General features: G+C 66.1%; 4 protein-coding genes. 2 read left to right on the top strand and 2 right to left on the bottom strand.

The window, feature by feature from the left end:
• Nucleotides 1-116: 116 nt before the first annotated feature.
• On the bottom strand, nucleotides 117-380 hold the full coding sequence (locus EV665_RS31995; RefSeq protein ID WP_133037265.1) for a hypothetical protein: 264 nt from the start codon (nucleotides 378-380) through the stop codon (nucleotides 117-119).
• 65 nt (nucleotides 381-445) lie between these two features.
• Here EV665_RS31995 and EV665_RS31990 point away from each other — a divergent pair, with 65 nt between their 5' ends.
• Both EV665_RS31990 and EV665_RS31985 read left to right on the top strand, forming a co-directional pair.
• Complete coding sequence (locus EV665_RS31990; protein ID WP_133037264.1) at nucleotides 446-766, top strand: hypothetical protein; 321 nt, start codon at nucleotides 446-448, stop codon at nucleotides 764-766.
• Nucleotides 763-2130: a WD40 repeat domain-containing protein gene (locus EV665_RS31985; RefSeq protein WP_162853241.1), complete on the top strand. Its 1368-nt coding sequence runs from the start codon at nucleotides 763-765 to the stop codon at nucleotides 2128-2130. Before EV665_RS31990 ends, EV665_RS31985 begins: the two co-directional genes overlap by 4 nt.
• Here EV665_RS31985 and EV665_RS31980 read toward each other — a convergent pair.
• The gene (locus tag EV665_RS31980; RefSeq protein WP_064334118.1) at nucleotides 2091-2372 is read right to left on the bottom strand and encodes a ribbon-helix-helix domain-containing protein; all 282 of its coding nucleotides are present in this window, start codon (nucleotides 2370-2372) and stop codon (nucleotides 2091-2093) included. The two genes, EV665_RS31985 and EV665_RS31980, sit on opposite strands and share 40 nt — an antisense overlap.
• Between the last annotated feature and the right edge of the window lie 194 nt (nucleotides 2373-2566).

Genomic DNA, 2566 nt, shown 5'->3' with positions numbered 1-2566 from the left:
GTTGCAGAAAGGAAATAGGTGGCCGGATTTTACTCCGCCCGCAGCAGCATTATGCCGCCGCTACCGTGGCCGACTTTTGCACCGCCGCTCTCACGATGAGCCCGGGCCGAACCGCTTCAATGCCGCGGCCCGGCAGGTTTCCACGCGCCGAGAAGCCCCGCCGGATCCTCGCGCATCAGCCGGTGTGCCTCGCCCATGATGGCATTCATGCTGGCCGGCTCCAGTGCGCCGAGTGCCGCCTGCGCCGCGGCTGTCGCAGCCGGATCGGGAGCCTCTCCGGCCCGCCGCAAGGCCGCGATGCAGGAATGTCCGGCATCGAGATGCATTTCCGCCGCCTTTGCGAGCGCCGCGAAGAACCTCGTCCCGATCTCGTCGAACATGCCTTGCCCTCCTCCGGTCGATGCCGCCCCGTGCGGCGATCCGGGCCAGCAGATAGGAGATCACGATGACCGGTCAAGGCCCATCCCAGCGGGAAATGCTGGAGCGCCGCATCGCCCGGGTCGCCGACCTCTCCGGCCTCACCGCCCGCGCCCACAAGCTCATACAGGAACTGTCTGCGCTGGAGATGGATGCCCTGCGGCTGGAACTCGAAATCGGCAGGAATCCCGGCAATGACCAACTGGCGCGGGAATTGCTTGAGATCGAAGGCCGCATGACGGATCTGCGCATGTCACAGGCCGAATGCCAGGAGGAGACCGAAGCCGTCGAGGCCGAGGTGGAGGACATCGACAGGCTGATCGAGGCGGCAAGGGGAGGAAATTCATGAACCAGCAGACCACGCCCAACATAACCCTTTTCGACCTGCTCGCCCGGAACTGGCAACGCCCGGCGCCGGTTCGGCATATCCGCTTCAACGAGGACGACACCGCATTGGCAATCGTTGCGGCCGACGGCACAGTCGCCTTCGCCCGCATGGCCGACAACGAGCCGCCGGAATCCCGCATCGTCGCCGATGGTGGGCAGACCGGCATCCGCCCTCGCGTCGGGCGGCCCTCACCGCTGATCATCACGCGCATGAAGGGCACCGTCTCGACCTGCCCCGCGGCGGATGGGGGCTTTCTTGCCGCCAACGAAAAGGGCCGGTTGATCCGGCTGAGCCGCGCCGGCGAGACCGCCGACACGATCTTCGCCGGCGACAAGCCCGTTACCGCCTTCGACCGCTGTCCGGAGACAGGCGATGTCGCGATCGTTGCCGGCAGCCATATCTTCCTGCGCGATGACGAGGCCGCCTCCGGCGCGCCCGGCACAGACCTTGGCGATTTCACGCCTACCCTCGCGGCGCTGTCTCCGGATGGAGCGGAACTCGCGCTCGCAGGCACAGGCAAGCTTGAGATCCGCCTGCGCGACCGGCTCGACCTGAAGATATCCATTGCGCTGAAATCCGACCCGATCTGTCTGGCATGGCATGCCGATGGCCGATGGTTGGCGGTCGGTATGGAGACGGGCGGCATGCTGCTGGTCGATAGCCATGCGGGCCGCAGCAGCGCACTTGATGCCTTCCCAGGCCCTGTCCGGGCCGTCGGCTTCAGCAGCACCGCCAATGCACTCGTCGCTTCGGGCGCCTTCCGCATCGCCGGCTGGTCACTGAACGAACCGCCGATGGAAGCCGCCTCTACCGGCGCCCGCATCACCGGCCGCACCGGTGTCGCCCTCGTCGAGGCAGTGGCGATCCAGCCTCAAGGGGATCTCGTGGCCGCCGGATTTGCCAATGGCCAGGTCACGGTTGCGCGGCTCGGCTCGCCCGAGGATCTCGTCCTGCGCGCGGCCGGCGGCCCCGTGACCTGCCTTGCCTGGACGAGGGACGGGCAACACCTGGCCGTCGGTGATGCGCTCGGCAATGCAGCGATCGTCACCTTTCCCGCCAGCTCTTCAAATGATCGACATGACGAAGGAGGACATCATGCAAGCCGAACAGACCGACGAGGCCAGAAGCAAGGACGCGTTCTTCGAGCGGATCGCAGCCCTCTCGCGCGAAATGGTGGCCGAGCACGGACGCGATTTCAGCATGGGCGCGCTCGTTCTGGGCGCCCGATGGATCGCAGAGGGCAAGGCCGACGGCGACAGGAAACCCAATTGAATGCGGGGCGCAATCAGGACAGCGCGGACCGTGCGTTGCGTTCTTCCTGGTAGATGACGCAGACCGTTCGCAGCATCGACGCAAGACTTGCAAGACAGCCATGCTTGTCCAGCGCCTCGTGATAGAGGACCGAGATCAGCTGCGCCGTCGACAGTCCTTCCCTGCTGGCGATGTCCTCGAGCACATCCCAGAACGCGGATTCGAGCCTTACGCTTGTCGAGTGGCCGGCGATCCGGATCGAGCGGTTGATCTTCGTGAATCGCTCCTGGCTGTGCGTTGTCAGCACCCTGCACATCATCTTCTCCTACCTCTCTTCAACCGGCAGCCTGGGCCTGCCCCCTCCGCCCGCCAGGCGGCGGGGAGTGCCGCTTCCTCCCGGACGATCCGCCAGTCCGTCAGGGGATCAGCACGGCGCGGCCATGGATCTTGCCGTCGTTGAGGTCGCGCAGCGCCTGGTTGGCATCGGCGAGCCGGTATTCGACGGTGGCC

It is taken from the genome of Shinella granuli (assembly GCF_004341885.1).
Lineage (GTDB): Bacteria > Pseudomonadota > Alphaproteobacteria > Rhizobiales > Rhizobiaceae > Shinella > Shinella granuli.
Note: the sequence above shows the minus strand (reverse complement) of the source record. Positions and strands in the feature narration are given on the sequence as shown.